The following is a 20,124-nucleotide window of genomic DNA, read 5'->3' as shown; positions in this document are numbered from 1 at the left end:
GATCCTTTTCATTTTTGAATAGTACTACTAAACTTTTTCTAAATAACAGAAGCCCGGAACTCAATAGTTCCGGGCTTCTCTTTTATTAGATTCTAATATCTTACAGCATCTAATGAATTAATGCGACCATGTTCGAAGTTATACCCTGTCCCACTAATCGGGTCAGCTGTATTTTCAATCGCTGCACGGATTTGAGAATTGCTTCTTCCTTGACCCGCTAACAGCCCTGCAAGTCCGGCTACGTGAGGAGAGGCCATAGATGTTCCGGATTTGTAAGCGTATCCATTATTCGGAACAGTTGAAGCAATTTGAACACCTGGAGCTGTTACATCTACCCATGTCCCAAAGTTAGAAAAAGAGGCTTTGCGATCGTTACTGTCAACAGCACCTACAGCAATCGCATTTGCATAAGAAGCCGGTTCAAAAGTTGTTGACACCCCACTGTTACCAGCTGCGGCAATCACTACGGAACCACTATTCCAAGCATAATTCACTGCGTTTTCTAATGTTTGCGTATCACAATTACAACCTAATGATAGATTAATAACCTCAGCACCGAAATCAGCTGAATAACGAATAGCGTCAGCAATATCTGCAAGAGAACCGCTTCCATTCGCGTCCAATGCACGAACGGCTAGAATACTAGTATTCGGCGCCATACCTGCAACCCCTGTTGAATTATTTGTTTCAGCAGCAGCTGTACCAGCAACGTGAGTACCATGGCTGTTTTCATCCATTGGGTAATTATCATCATCTACAAAATCATACCCTCGAATTGTTTTATCATTCAAGTCAGGGTGATTGTAGTCGACCCCTGAATCAATAATCGCAATCTCTTGATTGCTGCTTCCTCTTGCATAATCCCATGCAGATGAAGTATAAGTATTTTGTGGTCCATATTGTACACTACTGTAATAATAGTCATTCGGCGTCCAGGTTGCACTGAAATTATAGTTTGGCTCAGCATACTCTACATTCGGATTATTATTTAGTGCTTTAACTACAGCTTCTACATTACCAACTTCCAAAACTTTAAAGTTAGAATCGACAGCATCCTCATCGGCAGCAATCTTTGCATTCATTCCTTTTAACGCTTTCTGCTGAGAGCTCTTCCCTTTGTCTTTGAACTTGACGATGACTTCACCTTTAACATAATCCCCTTTTTCAACCTGTGTGTTCACTTCCTTCGACTTTTCCGGTGCCTTGATCTGACTTTCCGCAGAAATATCCCCAACATTCGGCAAAATAGTCAAAGAAGCGGCGAGCGACAATGTTGCTAAAACTTTGAACTTCATAAAAATTCCTCCTTTTTTAGGGTTATATAATAAATTCCCTTAAAAAAGGGCAAATTCCTGCTATTTAGAGTTGGGAAACATTATATGAATATAGTACCTTTAAGAGCTGATCTAGTTATAGTGTTGTGCAGATTTGATAAGACGCCCAAGACAAAAGCTCAGGAACCTAAGCCCTGAGCTCTAATCTACCTTCTATTCTATTCTAAATAATATACCTCTGCTTCTTTTCCTGTGGAATGAAGCGAAAGTTTACTTATAAGGCTCCCTGTAAACGAGGCTAATACTTGTTGAAACAACATTCCTACAATCACCGGAACAGCTGCAGCTGCTGGGAAATAGGTGATCGCAATAACCGCCCCCCCACTAATATTCCTCATTCCACTATTAAACGTGAGGGATACTACAGTACGTTGGTTTGATTTAATCAGCTTCCCTGACAGATAACCAATTGTGTAAGCCAAAACTGCAAGAACAAACACGGTTAGGGCGATTAACAGTAACTTTCCGTCAATATTTTTTAAAAAAGGGGCAACGGCTGAACTATTAATAGCCACAACTGTACCTATCCCTAATTTAGTAAAAGGGGCAAGGTTAGACTCAAGTGATCTCGTTACCTCCTTTTTCACAAATTGGTTAACAAACATTCCTATTAGTGAGGGAATGACGATCATCCACAACAGCCCTGTCACAATTTCTCTGCTGTCTATATCCACTGCACTTCCAACTAATAATTGCAGCATCAACGGAATAATGAAAGGTGCAAGTAACGTGTCCACTAGAATAATAGACAGAGTTAACATGACATTGCCTTTATGAATAGAAACCCAAATTAAACTGGTAATCCCCGTTGGAATGACAAATGATAGGACAAGCCCCATTGTCGTGTAGGTGTCGTTCGGAAATACTAACGCCCCCGCCCTAGCGCAATGAGCGGCATAATAAAATGTAGAACAATTAAGCACACAAACATCGACATAGGATTGCGCAGGACATTCTTCAAATCACGAAAGTTAGAGCCAAGGCTCCCCGAAAAAGTCATAAATGCAAAGATCCATGGCACGAGAAAAACATACAAACTAAGCCACTCAGCAAAGATCACACCAATGACGACAGAGATTGGTGTGATATACGGCATTAATTTTTGTAGGTGTGTATTAAATGTTTGCAGCATTGACCTTGCTCCTCTATGTCAAAATTGATTTTCAAGCAAATTTAAAAACGTCCCTACCTCGTCTTTTTCCGAAATGAAGAACGCTGTCTTTCTATTAAAGTATCCTTGTCACCTTGCTAAAGGTAGTTTCTAAACTTAAAATACAAACAATACCACTATTTTAAACAAATAAAAGAGGCAATAGATAATATTTTGCCTCTCCTTTCCAACTATAAATATTATTTTGGAATATTATTCATATTCTCCAAGTATCTCCACTGCCTTTTCTGTTACCGACGTATCAATGGCTTTTTCAAAATCAAACTCGCCGCTGATCGCTCCGTTGTCCTTATACATTTGATACTGACTCTTAATATCATCGACGAACATTTCACCATTAGGATTTAATCCTGTAACAGCAACATTCTCCCACAATTCAGGATCCTTTAATGCTGTGTATTCAGTCATGATCTGGATCACTTCATCCTTGCCTTCCCCTTTTATAAAGGCGTCATTATAGTCGCGGACCCCTTTTAAATAAGCAGCCATGAATCGTAAGGAAATGTTTTTTTCTTCCGTTATAAATTTAGGTGATCCAAGTACCATGGCGATCTGAGCCTCTGGTGCATAGTCCGTTGTGTTACCAAAGCGGGTATGGATCCCTTGTTGACTACCTTGCGTAATTAATGGCTCAATTTGAAGGGCGGCATCAACCGAACCGTTGCCAACTGATGCTAACATGTTTCCAAAATCAGACATGAGCACAAACTCGACATCCTCTTCTGTTAACCCTGCATGGTTTAACATTTTGTGGAAAATATACTCATCAACCGCGTTCTTGGTGGAGACCGCTATGCTTTTACCTTTAAAATCAGCATACTCCTTTATTTCGTCCTCCAATTCTTTACTAATGACAAAAGAGAAGTAAGAATCTCCTTTTATATTGTGCCCTTTATCAGCAATAATTTTGACGTCAATTCCTTGAGCGATCGCATTGAAAAAGGATGCTGTCGAAACCCCTCCTGCAATATCCACTTCACCAGAGGCTAAGGCAGGGAGCATATCATCACTGTTTGAGAATTGAGCGAACTCCACTTCAATATTGTAATCCTCAAAGTAACCTTTTTCTTTAGCAATATAAAAACCCGCTCCTGATGCCGACCCATCCTCAGCAATCACGACGGACGCCGTTTCGTCAAGTGGTGCCAAATCACCTGAAGGATTATCCTTACTTACCTCATTGATTCCCTCATCACCAGCATTACCATTATCGTCAGTTTTATCCGACTGACCTGATGAACAACCACCTATTACAAGAATGAACAATAACAACGGAATGAAATATAAGATATTCAATTTCCTCATAGTGGAACCCCTCTCTTACCTTCCTAAAGTCTTGATCCTTGCACCTCATCGTGCAGGTGATTCCAAATTTCCACAAAGTTGTCGGCCATAGTTGGATCTGCACGCACTTGCTCCATATTTCTTGGCCTTGGTAAATCTATCACTTTTTCATCAATAATTTTGCCAGGCTGGGAGCTCATCAATAAAATTCTGTCACTAAGTAACAAAGCTTCATCAATGCTGTGTGTAATAAAAAGAACTGTCTTCTTTGTTTCTGACCAAATATTTAATAATTCTTCCTGCAGAATAAATTTATTTTGCTCATCGAGTGCACCAAAGGGTTCATCCATTAATAAAATTTCCGGATCATTTGCAAAGGCCCTGGCAATACTTACCCGCTGTTTCATCCCCCTGATAACTCCTTGGGATAAAGTTTTGCAAATTTATCAAGGCCGACTTTTGTTAAATAATAAGCGGTTCGTTCCTTTACAATAGGCTTAGGTAAATGCCTCATCTTGAGACCAAAGGCCACATTTTCTTCTACCGTTAACCATGGGATAACCCCTCGCTCCTGAAAGACCATTGATTGTAGCGGCCGATCTTTTTTTCCTTGTGCGATCTTAAATGCACCGATACTTGGTTTTTCCAACCCCGCCAGAATACGCAGTAACGTCGTCTTCCCACACCCACTAGGCCCAATCAAACAGACAAATTCTCCATCCTTAATATCTATGTTGATATCCTCTAGAGCTGTCACACTACTGTCTTTCTTATAAAAGGCTTTCGTCAAATTTTGAATCGAAATTTTAGGCTTTTCATCCATTGAATAGCTCCCCTCCCATCAGCTACCTCCATGGCAGCAGCTTCTTCTGAAATCCTCTTAAAACAAGTGAAAACAGATAGCCGAAAAACGAAATGAGCACAAGCCCCACATACATTTCTTTTAATAAAAAGGCACTGTATGAGGTCCAAATTAAGTAGCCTATACCAGAATTAGCCCCCATCATTTCCGCTGCGACAATCGTCAGCAGTGCAATGGCCTGCCCCATTTGAATTCCTTCAATCATTACAGGAAGGGATCCAGGCAAAGCAATTTTAAAGAAAAAATCCTTAGAGTTTGCCCCATAATTTTTTGCCACATCCAAATAAATTCGATCTATATTGATAACCCCGGCTACCGTATTAATCACAACTGGAAAAAACACACTTCCCGCAATCGTTACAATTTTGGAAGTTTCACCAATCCCAAATATGATTAAAATAATTGGTAATAACGCCAACGTTGGAATAGGCATGAGAGCCATCACGAGCGGAGAAAAGAAATGCCGCAGTGGTGAGTATAAGCCCATTAACAGACCAAGTACGACTCCAGGGATCACACCCAGTAAAAATCCAGCGAATATTCTAAATAACGAAATTCCAATATGGTTAAATAATTCGCCACTCGTTGTCATTGTCACAAACGTTCCAACTATTTCTGTTGGCGGTGGAAAAAACCTCGCATCGACTAAGCCAGTTCTAGATAAAAACTCCCATAAAATTAAGATGAAAATCGGCGATGATATGGTAAGTATTTGTTTAAACCGACCTCTTATTTGTCTTTTTTTCCATTCTTCTTGTTCGATTGCAAAAGGATCGTGTTCTATATTCACATCTTTTTCCTTCATCCTTCACCACCTCTTTATGCAAATAATATGTATTTTCGCCTATAAGTGTGAAAGATGTTGAAGGAATACTTTAAGATAGCCAGAATTAAAAAAAGATGGACTGTTTACCAATAGCTAAGCTTATACGAGGGCCTTCTTTTTTAGATAGACCTCAGAACCAACCAAGAGACTGACGAATCTGTTCAAATCACAACTACGAAAAATAATTGGGCAATTCACCCATTAAACCTTGCTATACGATGTACATCGTTATACAATGTACACAACAAATATTGGTAAGGGTGTGAAACCATGGACCGAGAAATCATGAAAGGCAGCATCGATATTCTAATGCTAGGGTTAGTTTCAAAGCATGATATGTATGGCTATGAAATCGTCAAGCACTTAAAAGAACAGAGCAAAAACCTTTACAACATGAGTGAAGGAACTCTCTATCCAGCATTAAAGAGATTGGAGAAAAAGGAATGGTTAACTTCGTATTGGTCAGAAACAACCAGTGGACGAAGGAAATACTACAAAATCACCGACGAAGGGCGCACCGTCCTTAATCAGAAGCTTGACCAATGGAAGAGTGTGAATGAACTGATTATGAAAACGTCGGAGGACTTATCATGAATCGTATGGAGAAGCATGTAAATCGAATCTTGGATCAAATGCAAAGCCCTCCTGATGATCATAAAAGCTGGTGGCTACGAAGAGAATTACAATGGTGATGGGGTACATCCTCAGAATTATGACATCCATAAAATGAATTTCGACACCTATGAAACCGAACGCATCACCACATTTAATCTCTATAGCCTATCATCCTTGCAAGTCACAGACGATGGAAAGTACTTAATGTATTCCCTCTATAACGGAGAAGACATCATACAACGACTGAATTTAAAAAATAAGAAAGTGGAGACGATTATGCCAGGGCCCGAGTACGAATCAGGTGCTGGGGATAAACCGATTGCCGGTTCCCCCGCCCTCTCCCCAGATGGGAGTACGATCGTCTTTTCGGACGTGGCCACAACATCAGACAATGGAACCTTTCAATATGAAGTCTTCACAATGAAAGCGAACGGGGAAAATGTTGAACAGGTTACAAACTTCCAAGAGCACGTCACAGAACCTGCCTTCTTCCCTAATGGCGAAGAATTACTGGTCACGGTCGACCAGAATTTTGCCGGTGGTCATCCGGATTATGAATACTGGAGAGTCAGCAAGAAGGGAGGCGAACGAAAGGAAATTATTATTGAGATACCTGAATGATGTGTTTATTATAGCAATATATTAGAACCTCCCGCTGTACATGATTTTGATGAGATCATGTACAGTGGGAGGTTAAGTTTGCACTAATATTCCATAAAGGCGCCCGTTCTTAGTATCAGACTGTTTTCAGTACTGATGAACATTTTTCTTATCTAAAAAGCTATGTGTTATGATGGATTCAACAAATCTATGGCTCATCATAACCGTGATTTAGGCAATCGTACAAGGTGGGATTCCAATGAGAAGGAAAGATTCTGATAAAGAAAGACACATTTTAATAACGGCAATGAGGCTTTTCTCTTCCAAAAGTTACAATCGGACATCTATGCAGGAAATCGCTGATATTTGCGGCATTTCTAAGGGGAGTCTGTATGTGTACTTTAAGTCAAAGGAGGATTTGCTTTTAAATATTCTTCAATATTATTTTCAATATATTGAAGATCAAATTATGCTTATTGAGGAAGATACTTCTTTGTCTACAACAGAGAAATTCATGAAAGAAATTGAAATCAAATTAGGCCATTATATTGAAAATCAAGAGTTCTATAGACTACAAGAACAGGAACTTTCGGGTCTGTCGGATCAGAATATTTATCACTATTTGCATCAACAAAATATTGCTCAGGTTAGATGGTTTGAGCAATATTTAATCAAAATCTATGGAAATCAAATTAAACCCTACGGAGCCGATGGGGCGTTTTTGTTCATAGGAATGATCAAACAATACATGGAACTGATCGTCTTGAAGCAGTTTCCTTTACCTATTAAAAAAGTCGTTCGGTTTTTAATGACACAAATTGACTTTATGATCAAAGGGCTATTGGATAATGATGTTGAACCATTAATGAACGAAAATTTATGGTCTTTATACTTAGAAGAAGCTAATGAAGAAAAGGTCCATCCTTTTGAATTGATTAAGCTAATGAAGAACCAACTAAAAACCCAGTCGATCCTTGAAGTACAAAAAGACGAAGCGGTTCAGTCCCTGACCATCATGGAACAGGAACTGATGAACATGAAACCGAGAACCGCTATTCTAAAGGGAATGCTTCATAACCTTGAACCGATTGATTCGCTAAAGGAGACAAGGGTAAAGCTTGCCGACAGTCTACAGATGAATTAGAAGCAATGAAGTATTTGGTCAAAGGGCAAAGGCGAAGCTGTGACTTCACCTTTGCCTTTTGTGATTGTCGTGCTATTTATACACTTTTATTGGAAGATGAGTTAAGGACTGACCTGGAGCTGACTCGGTTAAACTTTTCTCCAAATCAAAGGATTCCACGGGTTCGATACGAGAAAATCTTTGTAAAAATGTCTTTAAGGCAAACGTTAATTCTAATCGTGCCAAAGGTGCACCCAGACAAAAGTGCGGGCCTTTTCCGAATGTCAAATGCTTTTTATTGTTTGAACGATGAATATTGAGTGAGAAGGGATCGTCAAACATATCTTTATCCATATTGGCCGCACTCATCCATGCAACGACTACATCCCCTTCCTTAAGATCAGGACCTAATAAATCATTGTCTTGTTTAACGGTACGGTCTCTCTTTGAAATCTGGAAACGATAGCGAAGCATTTCTTCTACAGCATTTGGAACCAAATCTAAATCATTTCGAAGTTCTTCATATAGGCTTGGATCATCATAAAGCAATGAATAAAAAGTATTTGCCAGCGCATGACTGGTCGTTTCAACGCCTGCACCTAAAAGCAACATGGATGATCGTACAATTTCATCATCAGTAAATGTTTCACCATCTACTTCAACTCTTATTAAGTCCGAAATAATATCTTCAGATGGATTGGATCTTTTTTGAACCACGATGGGGTAGAGGTATTGGTAATATTCTTTGGCTGCTGTTTGTTTTCTTTGTTCAATTTCTTCCTCATTTTCTTCGTCATAAGGTTGAAATAGGATATCCACCCAATGTTTAAACTGAGATTGATCTTTTAGGGGAACCCCAAATAACTCTGCAATAACCATACTAGGTAAAGGGCCTGCCAATGCTTGAACGATATCAACAGTAGAATCTTCCTGTATGTCTTCAACAAGCTCAGTCACAATCCGTTGAATCCTGGGTTCCCAATTTTTTAAACTGCGGGGTGTAAAAGCCGCGGCAAATAAGGAACGTTTCTTTCTATGTTGCGGGGGATCTACACTTACAAGGTTGACTTTATCAGGAGCCGTTCCTTCTTTATTATTAGCTCCTACGGAAATGGCGGTTCTAGACCCTTCAGTTGTAAAGAATTCATAGTTACTTAAAACTTGTTGAACGTCCTCATACTTAAAGACATGCCATGTATCCGTTTCCTCATGGAAATAAACAGGAGTATGATTGAGCATTTCTTCATACCAATTAAGTGGAAAAAATTCTTCTGACCGTGTCTGAAAATTTTTGACTTCTTTCAGTGAAATTACTTCTTTATTCATAAAGATCTTTAGCTCCCTTCAAAGTTTGGATATAGTATTACCCTAACCTGATGACCAGCGATTACCTCATCCATTGTTAAAAGGCTGATCGGCTACCTTGATTGAATCTGTGGGACACTCCACTACGGCTTCTTCCAAATTATCAACCTTATTTTCCGGTATAGGAATGGTTCCCCGATTCTGATCTAATTTCACAAACGCTAATCCACCTTCATCTAAATCGAAAATGTCTGGAGCTAGTCCCTCACAATTCCCACATCCAATACATGTTTCTTGATTAATGATCGCATATTTTTCCATCGTAAAACCTCCTTTTTCAACATTGCACGCGTCAAATATCGCTTCAGATTCTCTTTGAGGGAGTGCAACACTGAATTTTGACCCATAAGTTCCTATACTGACCATTAGTCACTTATAGGTTAGCATATTCATCAACTCTCAATCATGAGCCTTACGAATGGTTTTTGAGACAAACTCATGCCTATAGCAAGTAAGTGGAGCTGACATCTCATTCTAGCAATTTCCCAATGGGTGGCTGATTGCCTTTCTGGTACAAAGAGATAATCAGAGATCACTATATCAGCTTCATCTATTTCTCTTTTGTGGAATATGTAATAAAAAATCACTTAATAGAATAAATCCTATTAACCAACCGCTAAGCCCTGCTATAACTCTCATTACTAACAGGACTAAGCCGTATTTCCCTACTGATCATCTCTTTCTAGACAATCCTCTAACAAAATGCAACCACGTAGGGAAACAGGAAAAATCCATAGGCTAGTCATAGAACCCAACAAATATTATAAAGACTCCATTTATAGGAGGATGTTCAAAAAGTCTCCAAATGATAAAGTGAAACTTCAGTGGGGTTTAGGTAGTATTTTATCCCGCATGAACGGTCAGTAAAACCCCAAAGGTATCGTCATGAAAATAAGAAGCTAAGCGAGGGGGTTAACTGATCGTAAATGTCCGATTTTAAGGAACACAAACTAAGGTCGCCACGTCCTGTGGCAACGTCTGTGTGACCCTCGTCTTTACTTTTTAGAGGGTTATTTATAGACTCCATTACAGATCCCCTTGTTACCTTATAGGCTTACCTCCCTAGTAAGAAAGGGACAAGGCATTTATGTAGCAAACGCATCCCAATTCAAATAAAGACGCCTTGTTCAACAAGCGCCCCCTTTAATAGAACAATCAGAATTTTAGTTTATGCAATCATTCCATTTGCGGATGATCTTAATTTGAAGTTAATAGCCGCAAATTATTAGATTAGTGAAAGAAGTGAAATGTTAGTCTAAATCCAATAGGTATGGAAACCAGGTGATAGTCATAATCAAAAAGACAATTGGCCAAAGTGACTTTCCTAAAAAGAATCAACCTACTATTAATGCGCTTATTCCACAAAGTAGTAGATTAAGAAAATTATGGAGCAACAAAAGTATCATCCGTATAGTTTTCAGCAATTGTTCAGCACAGACGTAACGTTTAATCTAATCTCTATCCATATACAATTTCTTTCCAATATCTCCAGGCCTTCAAATATTCGTTTAAATCCTTGGGGTGATGTTTAGTACACCTAGCCAATCTTAGGTACAATCCAACAAGTACTTCTTCATAGATACATTCCTTGCTTTTGGTATTAGAAACTAGCAGTTCCGTTGCTGATGTTATCGTTTCAATGGTTAAATCATCCGGAGAAGAGCAGTAGGCATAAACTAAATCAAAAAGAGGATCTCCAATCATTGGCGTCGGGTCAATTACACCACATAACTTATTCTCCTTGAACAAAAGATTATGAACTCCACAATCCCCATGTAAAAGAAAGGGTTGTCTATCCATATGGCTCATTTTGGAGTTATTGATTAGCCTAAGCACAATATTAAACTCCTTTTCACCAAGAGTTGAGTCAAGAATCTTTTTGGCTTCATAGAACTCGCCTAAAAGAAACTCCTGCCAGGTAACCGATAGGTCATCTGCCCAACCCCGTCCTTTAAAATAAGAAACAGGCTCGTAATGATTAATGAATCGTCGCACAAGTTCCTTTAGAATTCCTGACTTATTCTCCCTTGGATAACTCGTATCTCCTTCAATAAAGGAGTACAGTATGTATTCATATGATGGTTCAACATAAAGAACCCTAGGTAATAAAAGAATGTTACTATAATAATTTAGGAAATTAGCCTCTTCTTTTATAACCTCTCGTTCATTTACCTTGAGAACAAACTTAGTATCGTCACTATAACGAAAAACACCCAAGTGGCTTGAGGTACCGCCAACTAAAGGTTTATATTCTTCATAGTTTGAATCGATTACCCCTTTGTTAACTAGTTCCGAAATAATACTCTCGATGCTCATATATTCTCCTTTATTTTAGCAATATATCCAAAAAAATATTATTCTATCTTTCACCCCTTTACTTCAATTTACTTACGCGTAATTCCTTTCTTTACTCTTTCTTCTCCCCACTACTAGATAAACAAGACTGCTTACTATCATTAGACAAAAGGTGCTATTTTGCGCAATACCAACGATGTTGCCCCAACTCCTTGACCCATATAAAACCAACTGCAGGATTAAACCCATAAGAAAAATCAACAATACATAAGATGTTTTTCTAAGTAATACCCTACACCACCGACTATTGAAGCTCTATACCAGCATACAAGCACCTATTCCTTAAATGATCGTTACACTGGTAAATCGTATAAAAATTACCAATTACGAAATAAAACGTTATTGCAGTTATTGTATAAATGGCCCCAAGTAATAAGCTCTAACTTTTTCAAGTAAACACCTAATTACCATTTAATATGGTTAAGAATTTATCTTCAGCCATTATTTCAATCTCATACCCCTGTTCAATCAATAGCTCCACCTTTTTCAATTTACTGCTTTTCTTACCGTCCTTATATCTAGTGTAGTCTTGACTTCCCATCACTAAATAATTTGTGCTTGTATGAACAGAATTACTACAGAACCCTCCAAGATTAAGGACACGTTGCATGGCATCCTTCCTTTTGAGTGATTCCAATGTACCTGTGAAGACGAAGGTTGACTGATAGAATGGGTGGGTTTGATCAAACTCTGTGGTTGCTGCAATTAGGTCCTTGGCAGAGGCCGTTCTTTTTTTCTTATCAAGACGTGCTGGCCTGTAGCCAGAGGGAAAAATAGCACCATTAGTCGTTTTTGTTTTATCAATTAGTTCATTTATATTCGACGCTGCGTGATATTCACAGGCTTTTAATAGTACAATGGCTGATGCCTGGGCATCTTCCAAGGCATGGTGATGATCAAGCTGGATATTTAAGTATTGCGAAAGGGATTTTAAATTATAGCTACCTAGGTGTAACCAGGTCTTCTTTGCAATGTTTACCGTACAATTGTATGTCAAATTCGGATATGGTAATCGGTATTCATCCAACACATTGCGAAGAACGCTCATGTCAAAACTGGCATTATGGGCAACGACCAGTTTACCGTCCAGCTTCCCTCTTAATTCCTCTTCCCATAGTTGGTTAAATTCCTTCTCGTTTGTGACATCTTCTTCTGTTATTCCGTGGATGCTCGTGTTGATGCCATTGAAAAAGTTTCGCCGCGGCTTTACTAGCTTATAATATTCATCAACAAGTTCTCCATCTGCGTATTCTACTAGGCCAATCGAACAAACACTAGACCTAGAAGTGTTCGCTGTTTCGAAATCTATTGCTACAAAGTTCATGCTCCCACTCCCTATGTATCTTTGGATAAATCTAATTATGTCATGTCTGTCATGAAACTATGACGTCGCTCCAACATTTCCTATCAAACTTTTTGGCTTGCCGTTTACCTTAAGACCATTCACCGTCCGGGGAATAATTAAATACCCCTCTTGTTAGCTTTATAAAAGCCTCTAAAGGGGGAGTTATCCATTTATCCTTATGCCATGCCATTTTAGTCTGTATTTGGGCCATATCTGTTCCCCAATTGAGTTCCTTAACCTTCCCTTCTTTTAATTCCGATAACATAGTCATTTCAGGCAATAGAGCTATACCTAAATCAGCTATAACACACTGTTTAATGGCTTCAATACTTCCAAATTCAAAAATATTAGCAGGATAAACACCCTCTCCATGGAGACACCGTTCAAATAAAGTACGATAAGAACATCCGGTCTCAGTCAGCAGCAGGGTTTCATTCTTAATGTGTTCAGGTAGAACTCTTGATTTATTACCTAAAGGGTTACTTGATGAAGCCACTAATTTAAGTTCTTCTTCGATTAAAGGTTCGATATGTAAAAACTGTTCGGGCTTCTCTGTATCCATGATAAATGCTAGATCCAGCTGACCTTGCAGCAGTTGTTCTCTTGCTCGTTCATCTGAATGGGCTGGCTTAAATATCAGTTTGACCAGGGGATACTTTTGTTTAAACTTTTTTAACAACGGGGGAAGACGATAGGTACATTGGCTTTCTTGGGCACCAATGACAAGACTGCCTGCTTGCTCTCTAGCATTCAAGGAAAATTTTGCTTCCTCTGATAATAAAATAATGTTGTCAGCATATGACTTAAATTGTCTTCCTGCTTCTGTTAATAAAAGGCGTTTCCCTAATCTTTCAAAGAGGGTTGTTCCAAGTTCAAGCTCTAGCGCTTTAATTTGTGCGGTTACACTTGATTGAGCATAATTGAGTTCTTTCGATGTTTGCGTAAAATTTAAGTTCTTACTAGCTGCTTGAAAAGTCCGTAATTGTTTAATTTCCATACTTACCTCTCCTAAATCGGTATGACCGATTACTCCAATCGAAATCATCATCTGTAATGATGATTGATTATATTGTAATGTAGAAGTATCAAAACGACAAGGAGGATGTCAAATGAGCATAGCAGTCATTCATGGATCGACTCGTGCCAATGGAAACACTGAATATTTAACACATCAAGCCGTACCTAAGGAAAACGTCACTCACATCTATTTAAGAGATTGTATCATTGAACCAATAAAAGATGAGCGTCATTCTGAAGATGGATTCAAGGTGATTAATGATGATAATAATCAAATTACCGATATCATGCTAAGTCATGATGTATTAATTTTTTCAACACCGATTTATTGGTACAGTATGTCAGGAGTCATGAAGAACTTCATTGATCGGTGGTCACAAACGGTTAGGGAAAAGAACTATGCGCATTTCAGAGATTGTATGAAAGGGAAAAAGGTTTACGTCATTGCAGTTGGTGGAGATTCGCCTCACATTAAAGGATTACCACTTGTCCAGCAATTCCAATACATTTGTGATTTTTTTGAGATGTCTTTTGAAGGATATGTGATAGGCAATGCTGTAAAACCCGGGGAAATCCAAAAGGACGAATTAGCATTAAGCAATGCATCTTTACTATTGAAAAACTTATTGAGTATTTAATCCCTATATGTAAAAGGAAGAAGCTGTTCCATAACAGCTTCTTCTCAATTGGATTATTTCACATATGATTATAAGCCGCAATTAATAAGAACATATATCGTTCAAATGAAATTGAGGTTTCATTATGGGGGACAATAACATACTGGTATTTTATAAATGAATGGTTTCGTGACGGCATCGAGAATCTTGCCAAGTGTTTAAACGCTGGCCTTTTAACTCCATTTTCCAGATAAGCCGATTGATTGGAACCCGGCCTTCTCCTTTGATTAAGAGCCTGAATCATTTGTTCAGCTGTCCGTACCCCAAGCCCATGGCCAAAATACGTCCCATCCCCAAGAACCACAGCATTTTCTCCTCTCCACTGAGAGAGCTTGGGATCAAAGTCCGGGTTATTAAAATAGACAATATCGCCAGGTAAAAAATCATCAGTGCGAATGATTTGTATCCCGAGATCAGGATCAGAATGCCAGCTGTATATATGAATATTTGGGAATAACTGATTAAAAGATAATTCGCCAATTACATTTAAAACTGCATGGTAATAGATGATGATCATTGCCCCTGCACATTCAAATGCATATTGTGAGCTGTTTTTATAAATGTCCTGAATCGCGCCAGATGGCTTTACATCCTGCCGCATCTGGAACCCACCGATATCAGTCAAATGCCAGTACTCGGGATTGCAACGGGATGTTGCAAATATTGCGAACTCAGCACTACTTTGGTTCATGGCTTTTGCACTTAATATGATGTTTTTGCGCAACTTAAGTTCAAACGATAATTCATCTAAAGATGAATACGGGTAAACGAGCGTATCCTCATTCATTCTTTGAATAATCATGCTTTCAATACTTCCAGACGGCCACATCCCACTTTGTTGAAAAGGCGTTCCCGATAATAGAATCATACTATACCTCTTTTCCAAACTTAGGTAATTCCTTTGTATTATTATCTAGCCTATTCAAACAACGTTTTAATGTGTGACTTTCACTAATTAAGCAATATCCTCTAGAAGTCGGTGCATGTCGTAAACAATCCTTTATCTAAGGAAGGTTTCTACTCTCACTAGAGGGAGGCAATATGACTGGATATGTACATAGCAATAGGGTTTACTAACTGACAACCACTTACCGGGTATATCAGATAGTCGATTAAACCTACTCCTTCCTAACCTTTAAAACCCCTTTTCAAAAATTGACCTCCTTCCACGTTCTAACTAGTCCGTCTACGATCGAAGTGATCACATCATTGTCGGTGTCGTATTTGCTATGAGAAAAAGGTGTCCAGCTTGTGAGGAGCCCGCCTGCATTAACTTGGATATCTTTGGTGACGGAGGTTTGGTAATGATCGTTTAATCCTTTTAAAGGGTACGCCAGAATGTCATCTTTGTCATAAAAATTAAGCCATTCGCCTTGAAGTTTCGAGTAGTATTTTTTAATAAATTGGGATGGGACATTGATAGGAAAGCCAAAGTCAATAAAGCGCAAAGACCACAAAGCCATCGGACTTCCCATTGTATAAAATAATGCTAGCGTTTTCCCCTGTTCTAATGCTGTATTACTTGTATTTCTTCTTGTATGAGTCCCTATATTTTCATGCTTAAATTGTAAATCATAGAAATAATTACTCGCCACTATCGAACCAAGACTATGGCTAATCACGCACAACGGTGCGTTTGGTCCTGTCTTTTCTTGTAACTTATTCAAGGACTGAGCCAGCAAAGCATGTACCTTATCGTAGTTACTGTCCGCTACAGATGTTGGTTGGTAGGCGACAGCATCTGCCAGAAACTCAACAGCAAAACGGCGCAGTCGAACGTAATCTAGATCAGCATCCTTTTGAAGTCTTTCCCAGAGTCTATTTTGTTCTGTTTCAAATATGGAAGACCAATATACAGGTTGAAACACCAACTCTTGACCAGGATTTTCAACTTTGAGTTTTTTTGCGAAGCCTTTATGGATTTTTCCGATCATTTCTTCTGCAAAGTTCTCTTCCGGGGTACCAGCTCCGTGAAGAATAACAATAGCAAGTTTCTGTGACATATACTCACCCCCTGTAATTCTATCCTTATGTAGTATTCAATAACATGTAGTAAATCTCCTATCCATTATTTTGCTAATTTACTATAGGAAATAAGGGGCCAGCAGCTTAATGCCTTTAAACTCGAGCTGCTGGCCTTTTTCGAAGTTATAGCTAACTATCGAGATCTGCACGGCTATTTTAGGTTATTACACTTATTATACGTGTGTTTTTTCATTTTTCACATTAGTTTCGGTACTCACCTCCTGTAATTCTGGATTTCCATTTCGGACAACAAAACTGGCACGTGTACGAATCGGTGCACCTGGACTGGTGATATAAGGGACAATAAGGTGGTCGGTTCTCCACTCTTCCGGTGTAACGTGGCAGCGAACATATCCACGCTGTGCGTTGTAAAGTTTCACGTGATCATTTCCTAACCAGACGGGTCCATACCCGTCCGTTTCTGAACCATCTTTATCTGAGGCGATCGATGTCGCGACAAACTCTGTACCAATACTAGCTGAGTCCGGATCCTTGAAATCCTCCTTAAGATTTGCAGCTACATGTCGGTGTATATCAGCAGATAGGACGACCGGATTCTGAACTTTATATTCCTTGAAAGCTGAGAAAATACGCTCACGATCTGCCACAAATCCATCCCATTGATCCATGCTGTAGGACTCTCCTGAACCCGTATCACGATCAATTTCTGCCATAACAACCTGTTGAGCTAGGACATTCCATGTTGCTTGTGAATTCCTTAAATTATTTATCAACCATTGTTCCTGCTCATCCCCAAGGATGGTACGGTCCGGATCGAGACGCACGTTTGCTTCTGGCCCGCTGACAATTACTGAAGAATAATCATCCCGATACTGCCTCGTATCCAGTACATTGAATTCGGCAAGGTCCCCGTATGTGAGCTTACGGTACATACGCATATCTGGACCATCAGGGATTGCCGTGCTCCTAAGGGGAAGATTCTCATAATAGGCCTGGTAGGCATCGGCACGTTGTTGTAGAAACTGATAGGTGAAAGCTCCATACTGTGAATCTTCATCTGCATAGTTGTTCTCGACCTCATGATCATCCCATGTTAGAACCCAAGGGAAAGCAGCATGAGCAGCTTGGAGATCAGGATCTGTTTTGAAGAGTGAGTATCTAAGACGGTATTGATCAAGGGTTACTGTCTTGACGTTATGTGCATTTGAAAGTCTGACAGGTCGAACTAGGTTATTAGAGTTTATCGCATACTCATAAATATAATCACCCGAGAAAAGGACGAAATCCAGCTCCTCTGCCGTCATATGTTTATACGCAGTGTAGTAGCCATGATACCAGGCCTGACAGGACGCAACAGCAAAGGAAAGTGAAGGAATGGAAGCACCTACTGGAGGAGCTGTCTTCGTCCTGCCAACAGGACTAAATTCCGAACCTACCTTGAAGCGATAATAATAATACCGCTTTGGCTCAAGTCCATCCAGTTCAACATGCACCGAGTGAGCCAGCTCCGGCAGAGCCAGGGACAACCCCTGTTTTACTACGTATCTAAAATTCTGATCCTCAGCTACCTCCCATTGAACAGGTACTTTGCGATTTGGCATTCCTCCCAATCCATCCTCGGCTAGAGGTTCCGGTGCCAGCCTTGTCCATAACACCACACTATCAGATAGAGGATCACCGGAAGCAACACCTAATTTGAAGGGATTATCTTTAAACGCAGGTGTTTTAGAGTCTGCTAATTCATGATCAGCAGGCTTGAGCCCTTTCTTAACTAAGGCGGCCAGGGATTCCTCATTCGTTTCTATAAATTTATTGTTCATACAAATTCTCCTTCCCATTTTGAAATTTATTTTCTTAGTTACTAGATTTTTCAACCTGTTCGGGCCGGCGTGTTCGTTTTGTCATAACACGAACCCTTAGGAAACATTAAATACCCTCCTATGCGAATTTTTTGTTACGGGGGATTTCTTCCTCAATGTTTCTACTTCATCTTGCGCCCCGTCTATTATTTAAAGGCAGGCCATTAAACTAAATCACAACCACTGTTTTCTAGTAAGTTCTATTTTTTTACTTTTTCCTCTAGATCTGATGACAATTATTCATTATAATAAAAAGCGAACAAACGTTCGTATTAAGGTTGTGTTATAACCGCTAAATCTGCCTTTATTAAAATAGAAGGGAGTGTAATAAGATGAAACGCCGTGACGATTCACACGACGATCAATATACAGAAGTAGGGCGATTTATCGAAGAAAACGAAGGCTTTGTCACCAATGCTTTAGTGCAATCGTTTCTTAAAAATAAACAACATCAATGTTTATTAGAACAATTCCTCCAGCAGGCTACTATAGAAGCGGCTAAAGAACTAGATACTGCTTTTCAGGAGCATTACGCTGAAATAAGATTAACTAGCCTACTATCCAGTAACATAAGGCGATACGCTATCCGTTTTGACCAAAAAAAGAACCGAGAGAGCCAACGGCATTTATTAATATTAGACAAACCCGTTCGTGATGACGAAGATACCGTTCCTACAAACCTAGAGATGATGAAAGACAATCAAGCGTTACCTATCGATCAGTTAGTCATCGAACGAGCTAATGATTTGGAGAATCAAATTGAGAACCCTGCCCTTTATCGTGCAATTCGTTCTCTCACACCACGGCAGCGATATATTCTAGAGTCGGCGTATCTATTGGATATGAAGGATACGGAAATTGCTGTGAACGAGGGGGTTTCGCAACAGTCTATTACTAAAACACGAAAAAAAGCTTTGTCAAAAATGAAAAAACAGTTAACAGGAGATTATATATAAATGAAATCTCTTATCCTCTGTGCAAGAATAAATTGGATTGAGCACTTTGAAAAAAACACAAAAATCACGAGGAGGAATTACCATGACTACACTTCTTAACTTAACGAAAAAAGCTCAACAGAATGATAATGAAGCCATAAATACCATTATCGAAAAATTCGAGCCTAAAATTGGACTTTCCTTGAAGCAGACTTCACCACAAGAACAAGAAGACTTGTATCAAGAATTAAAAATCAAAACAATCGAAATTGTGTGCCAATACGATATTGAAAGCACGGAGGGATTCTGGGAATTCAAGAAAAAGGTAGAACGACAGCAAGAATGCTAATTTCTTGAATGAAAATAGGGCTGATGTCGAAAAACGAATAACAGTTTGAGAAAATAAAAGAGAAGAAGCTGCCTATTAAGTAGCTTCCTCTCTTGATTTAAAAATATATAAGGGATAGACCATCATCTAGTTATGCCCTAAAAGCCTAGTTCCTTTTTACCGCCAACTATAGGTAAACTCACGGAGCTCTGTCCTAGAGAGACATTAAACTCCACTGACCCCTGGTTTGAAGTGATATAACTTCTATCACTTCCTGCGATGATGACACCGATTCGGTGACCTGGCTTTAAAACATAGTCCTACGGGTGAAGTACGAATCGAAAATGATAATTTTTCTCTGGCTTCAACAATTCTTCATGGGATAAGGATTTCCAATTGTTTGCGTCCAGCCAGCCCCCGAGTTACGATTTCTAATGGGGCT

General features: G+C 39.2%; 18 protein-coding genes and 2 pseudogenes. 6 read left to right on the top strand and 14 right to left on the bottom strand.

Translation table 11 applies throughout. The features are described 5' to 3' along the window. Window positions 1–92 precede the first annotated feature (92 nt). From MUO14_RS13590 to MUO14_RS13570, 5 genes and pseudogenes are all read right to left on the bottom strand, one after another. The gene (locus MUO14_RS13590; protein ID WP_244751202.1) at window positions 93–1,295 is read right to left on the bottom strand and encodes a S8 family peptidase; all 1,203 of its coding nucleotides are present in this window, start codon (window positions 1,293–1,295) and stop codon (window positions 93–95) included. Between the two features lie 197 nt (window positions 1,296–1,492). Continuing rightward, window positions 1,493–2,466 (bottom strand): annotated as a pseudogene (locus MUO14_RS13585) (bile acid:sodium symporter family protein). 231 nt (window positions 2,467–2,697) lie between these two features. Further along, on the bottom strand, window positions 2,698–3,810 hold the full coding sequence (locus tag MUO14_RS13580) for an ABC transporter substrate-binding protein (RefSeq protein WP_244751201.1): 1,113 nt from the start codon (window positions 3,808–3,810) through the stop codon (window positions 2,698–2,700). A 23-nt stretch (window positions 3,811–3,833) separates the two neighbouring features. Continuing rightward, window positions 3,834–4,612: pseudogene (locus MUO14_RS13575) on the bottom strand (ABC transporter ATP-binding protein). 22 nt (window positions 4,613–4,634) lie between these two features. Next, the gene (locus tag MUO14_RS13570; RefSeq protein ID WP_244751200.1) at window positions 4,635–5,456 is read right to left on the bottom strand and encodes an ABC transporter permease; all 822 of its coding nucleotides are present in this window, start codon (window positions 5,454–5,456) and stop codon (window positions 4,635–4,637) included. Window positions 5,457–5,747: 291 nt separating this feature from the next. Here MUO14_RS13570 and MUO14_RS13565 point away from each other — a divergent pair, with 291 nt between their 5' ends. From MUO14_RS13565 to MUO14_RS13555, 3 genes are all read left to right on the top strand, one after another. After that, entirely contained in the window at window positions 5,748–6,071 is a 324-nt protein-coding gene (locus MUO14_RS13565) for a PadR family transcriptional regulator (RefSeq protein ID WP_244751199.1), read from the top strand. Window positions 6,072–6,125: 54 nt separating this feature from the next. Further along, the gene (locus tag MUO14_RS13560; protein WP_244751198.1) at window positions 6,126–6,713 is read left to right on the top strand and encodes a TolB family protein; all 588 of its coding nucleotides are present in this window, start codon (window positions 6,126–6,128) and stop codon (window positions 6,711–6,713) included. A 238-nt stretch (window positions 6,714–6,951) separates the two neighbouring features. Next, window positions 6,952–7,836: a TetR/AcrR family transcriptional regulator gene (locus MUO14_RS13555; protein WP_244751197.1), complete on the top strand. Its 885-nt coding sequence runs from the start codon at window positions 6,952–6,954 to the stop codon at window positions 7,834–7,836. A gap of 72 nt (window positions 7,837–7,908) precedes the next feature. On the opposite strand, the gene MUO14_RS13550 is transcribed toward MUO14_RS13555, so the two are convergent. From MUO14_RS13550 to MUO14_RS13530, 5 genes are all read right to left on the bottom strand, one after another. Beyond that, the gene (locus MUO14_RS13550; RefSeq protein ID WP_244751196.1) at window positions 7,909–9,141 is read right to left on the bottom strand and encodes a cytochrome P450; all 1,233 of its coding nucleotides are present in this window, start codon (window positions 9,139–9,141) and stop codon (window positions 7,909–7,911) included. Window positions 9,142–9,207: 66 nt separating this feature from the next. Next, window positions 9,208–9,441 (bottom strand): ferredoxin, encoded by a 234-nt coding sequence (locus tag MUO14_RS13545; protein WP_244751195.1) that lies wholly within the window; start codon window positions 9,439–9,441, stop codon window positions 9,208–9,210. A gap of 1,197 nt (window positions 9,442–10,638) precedes the next feature. Then, window positions 10,639–11,496, bottom strand: a complete 858-nt coding sequence (locus MUO14_RS13540) for an aminoglycoside phosphotransferase family protein (protein ID WP_244751194.1) — start codon at window positions 11,494–11,496, stop codon at window positions 10,639–10,641. Window positions 11,497–11,935: 439 nt separating this feature from the next. Next, a complete protein-coding gene (locus MUO14_RS13535) occupies window positions 11,936–12,859 on the bottom strand; it encodes an exonuclease domain-containing protein (protein WP_244751193.1) in 924 nt (307 codons plus the stop codon). Between the two features lie 109 nt (window positions 12,860–12,968). Continuing rightward, window positions 12,969–13,877 (bottom strand): LysR family transcriptional regulator, encoded by a 909-nt coding sequence (locus tag MUO14_RS13530; protein ID WP_244751192.1) that lies wholly within the window; start codon window positions 13,875–13,877, stop codon window positions 12,969–12,971. 112 nt (window positions 13,878–13,989) lie between these two features. Between MUO14_RS13530 and MUO14_RS13525 the strand changes: the two genes are divergently transcribed. Further along, entirely contained in the window at window positions 13,990–14,535 is a 546-nt protein-coding gene (locus tag MUO14_RS13525) for a flavodoxin family protein (protein WP_244751191.1), read from the top strand. Window positions 14,536–14,593: 58 nt separating this feature from the next. Here the strand turns inward: MUO14_RS13525 and MUO14_RS13520 are convergent, their stop codons facing one another. The 3 genes from MUO14_RS13520 to MUO14_RS13510 all read right to left on the bottom strand — a co-directional run bounded on the left by MUO14_RS13520 (window position 14,594) and on the right by MUO14_RS13510 (window position 18,380). Continuing rightward, window positions 14,594–15,442 carry a protein-glutamine gamma-glutamyltransferase gene (locus MUO14_RS13520; protein WP_244751190.1) on the bottom strand — a complete coding sequence of 283 codons (849 nt, stop codon included), beginning with the start codon at window positions 15,440–15,442 and terminating at the stop codon, window positions 14,594–14,596. Window positions 15,443–15,722: 280 nt separating this feature from the next. Next, window positions 15,723–16,577 (bottom strand): chemotaxis protein, encoded by an 855-nt coding sequence (locus MUO14_RS13515; RefSeq protein ID WP_244751189.1) that lies wholly within the window; start codon window positions 16,575–16,577, stop codon window positions 15,723–15,725. A gap of 195 nt (window positions 16,578–16,772) precedes the next feature. Then, entirely contained in the window at window positions 16,773–18,380 is a 1,608-nt protein-coding gene (locus MUO14_RS13510) for an alkaline phosphatase D family protein (RefSeq protein ID WP_244751188.1), read from the bottom strand. A 371-nt stretch (window positions 18,381–18,751) separates the two neighbouring features. Between MUO14_RS13510 and MUO14_RS13505 the strand changes: the two genes are divergently transcribed. Continuing rightward, complete coding sequence (locus MUO14_RS13505; protein ID WP_244751187.1) at window positions 18,752–19,375, top strand: sigma-70 family RNA polymerase sigma factor; 624 nt, start codon at window positions 18,752–18,754, stop codon at window positions 19,373–19,375. 82 nt (window positions 19,376–19,457) lie between these two features. Continuing rightward, window positions 19,458–19,703 (top strand): helix-turn-helix domain-containing protein, encoded by a 246-nt coding sequence (locus tag MUO14_RS13500; RefSeq protein WP_244751186.1) that lies wholly within the window; start codon window positions 19,458–19,460, stop codon window positions 19,701–19,703. Window positions 19,704–19,840: 137 nt separating this feature from the next. On the opposite strand, the gene MUO14_RS13495 is transcribed toward MUO14_RS13500, so the two are convergent. After that, window positions 19,841–19,963, bottom strand: a complete 123-nt coding sequence (locus tag MUO14_RS13495; protein ID WP_244755582.1) for a hypothetical protein — start codon at window positions 19,961–19,963, stop codon at window positions 19,841–19,843. Window positions 19,964–20,124 lie beyond the last annotated feature (161 nt).

The sequence above is a fragment of the Halobacillus shinanisalinarum genome (genome assembly GCF_022919835.1).
GTDB classification, from domain to species: domain Bacteria; phylum Bacillota; class Bacilli; order Bacillales; family Halobacillaceae; genus Halobacillus_A; species Halobacillus_A shinanisalinarum.
The sequence above is the reverse complement of the archived record's forward strand: the minus strand, read 5'-3'. Positions and strand labels throughout refer to the sequence as shown.

Excerpts from the sequence above, each read along its gene's own strand:
- MUO14_RS13590 (WP_244751202.1), bottom strand. The coding sequence starts at position 1,295 with ATGAAGTTCAAAGTTTTAGCAACATTGTCGCTCGCCGCTTCTTTGACT.
- MUO14_RS13580 (WP_244751201.1), bottom strand. The coding sequence starts at position 3,810 with ATGAGGAAATTGAATATCTTATATTTCATTCCGTTGTTATTGTTCATT.
- MUO14_RS13570 (WP_244751200.1), bottom strand. The coding sequence starts at position 5,456 with ATGAAGGAAAAAGATGTGAATATAGAACACGATCCTTTTGCAATCGAA.
- MUO14_RS13565 (WP_244751199.1), top strand. The coding sequence starts at position 5,748 with ATGGACCGAGAAATCATGAAAGGCAGCATCGATATTCTAATGCTAGGG.
- MUO14_RS13560 (WP_244751198.1), top strand. The coding sequence starts at position 6,126 with ATGATCATAAAAGCTGGTGGCTACGAAGAGAATTACAATGGTGATGGG.
- MUO14_RS13555 (WP_244751197.1), top strand. The coding sequence starts at position 6,952 with ATGAGAAGGAAAGATTCTGATAAAGAAAGACACATTTTAATAACGGCA.
- MUO14_RS13550 (WP_244751196.1), bottom strand. The coding sequence starts at position 9,141 with ATGAATAAAGAAGTAATTTCACTGAAAGAAGTCAAAAATTTTCAGACA.
- MUO14_RS13545 (WP_244751195.1), bottom strand. The coding sequence starts at position 9,441 with ATGGAAAAATATGCGATCATTAATCAAGAAACATGTATTGGATGTGGG.
- MUO14_RS13540 (WP_244751194.1), bottom strand. The coding sequence starts at position 11,496 with ATGAGCATCGAGAGTATTATTTCGGAACTAGTTAACAAAGGGGTAATC.
- MUO14_RS13535 (WP_244751193.1), bottom strand. The coding sequence starts at position 12,859 with ATGAACTTTGTAGCAATAGATTTCGAAACAGCGAACACTTCTAGGTCT.
- MUO14_RS13530 (WP_244751192.1), bottom strand. The coding sequence starts at position 13,877 with ATGGAAATTAAACAATTACGGACTTTTCAAGCAGCTAGTAAGAACTTA.
- MUO14_RS13525 (WP_244751191.1), top strand. The coding sequence starts at position 13,990 with ATGAGCATAGCAGTCATTCATGGATCGACTCGTGCCAATGGAAACACT.
- MUO14_RS13520 (WP_244751190.1), bottom strand. The coding sequence starts at position 15,442 with ATGATTCTATTATCGGGAACGCCTTTTCAACAAAGTGGGATGTGGCCG.
- MUO14_RS13515 (WP_244751189.1), bottom strand. The coding sequence starts at position 16,577 with ATGTCACAGAAACTTGCTATTGTTATTCTTCACGGAGCTGGTACCCCG.
- MUO14_RS13510 (WP_244751188.1), bottom strand. The coding sequence starts at position 18,380 with ATGAACAATAAATTTATAGAAACGAATGAGGAATCCCTGGCCGCCTTA.
- MUO14_RS13505 (WP_244751187.1), top strand. The coding sequence starts at position 18,752 with ATGAAACGCCGTGACGATTCACACGACGATCAATATACAGAAGTAGGG.
- MUO14_RS13500 (WP_244751186.1), top strand. The coding sequence starts at position 19,458 with ATGACTACACTTCTTAACTTAACGAAAAAAGCTCAACAGAATGATAAT.